This is a genomic window from Salinibacterium sp., assembly GCF_031364185.1.
Taxonomy (GTDB): Bacteria; Actinomycetota; Actinomycetes; order Actinomycetales; family Microbacteriaceae; genus Rhodoglobus.
This window is the reverse complement of the sequence record NZ_JANLVV010000359.1, coordinates 1-1,063: the sequence shown is the minus strand read 5'-3', so window position 1 is coordinate 1,063 and position 1,063 is coordinate 1. Positions and strand designations below refer to the sequence as shown.

Annotated in this window: 3 protein-coding genes; 1 reads left to right on the top strand and 2 read right to left on the bottom strand. The window is 68.8% G+C overall.

Annotated elements, in window-relative coordinates:
• Positions 1 to 328 (bottom strand): molybdate ABC transporter substrate-binding protein (gene modA, locus RMN95_RS15795; RefSeq protein WP_309617862.1); only part of this gene is annotated, 328 nt, incomplete at its 3' end.
• Complete coding sequence (locus tag RMN95_RS15790) at positions 325 to 744, bottom strand: molybdopterin-binding protein (RefSeq protein ID WP_397545310.1); 420 nt, start codon at positions 742 to 744, stop codon at positions 325 to 327. The genes RMN95_RS15790 and modA, both read right to left, overlap by 4 nt.
• A gap of 97 nt (positions 745 to 841) precedes the next feature.
• Here RMN95_RS15790 and RMN95_RS15785 point away from each other — a divergent pair.
• A partial coding sequence (locus RMN95_RS15785) for a ThiF family adenylyltransferase (RefSeq protein ID WP_309617861.1) occupies positions 842 to 1,063 on the top strand: 222 nt, incomplete at its 3' end.

Genomic DNA, 1,063 nt, shown 5'->3' with positions numbered 1-1,063 from the left:
CGAACACGGTCGGCTCGCCCACGGTCAGCCCGGCGTCGGCCACCGTCGCCATAGTGGCGCCACTGGCGGCGGCGAACACGTCGGCCGGCGCTCCCCCGACGATCTGGGTTGCGAGGCTGGAGCTTCCGCCGAAGTTCAGGGTGACCGTCACGTTCGGGTGCTCCCGCTCGAATGCGTCGGCGATCGCACCGAACGTGTCGGTGAGGGATGCCGCGGCGAACACGGTCACGGTGCCGACGAGGGCGTCACCCGAAGCTGGTGCGGTGGGCGCCGAGCATCCACTCAACAGCAGCCCCGCGACCACAACGGTCACCAGCGTGCGCGTCACGTGCCGACCTCCGGTAGCTCGATGACCACGGTGGTCGCTTTCACGCTCGCGGTCGCGAGGGTGCCGGGTTCGAGCTCGAGTTCATCGGCGGCCTCGCGACTCATCAGCGACACGATACGGAACGGCCCGGCCTGCAGTTCGACCTGCGCCATCACCCCGTCTTTGATCACGCGGGTCACGATGCCGGTGATCCGGTTGCGTGCCGATGCCCGGCTGGCGCCGAACGCCTCGCCCAGCGCAGACTCGGTCGCAAGCTCCTGTGCGAGGCTGGCAAGTTCGGCACCGTCGACGTGCGCACGGCCATTCGGGCCTGCGACCAGCACGAGCCTGCCGCCCTCCGCCCAGCGGCGCACGGTGTCGTCACTGACTCCGAGTAGGGCTGCGGCCTCGCGGACGGTGAACTGTGTCACGGCCATCGATCCTCCTTAAACCGCATTTGCGGTGAAATTAGCTTAGCTGCTCCGAGAATGCGGTTGCGTGCTGCCGCCATCCCCGGCGCGAGAGAATGGGACTATGGATCTCCGCTACTCGCGCCAACTCGCGCTGCCCGGCTTCGGAGCGGCCGAGCAGGCCCGGCTCGCGGCATCCACCGTGCTGGTGATTGGGGCTGGTGGTCTCGGCAGCAGCGTGATCCCGTCCCTGGCCGCCGCCGGCGTCGGAACCATCGGCATCGTCGACGACGACCGGGTGGAACTCAGCAACCTGCACCGCCAACTCATCCACGGCGTGGCCGAC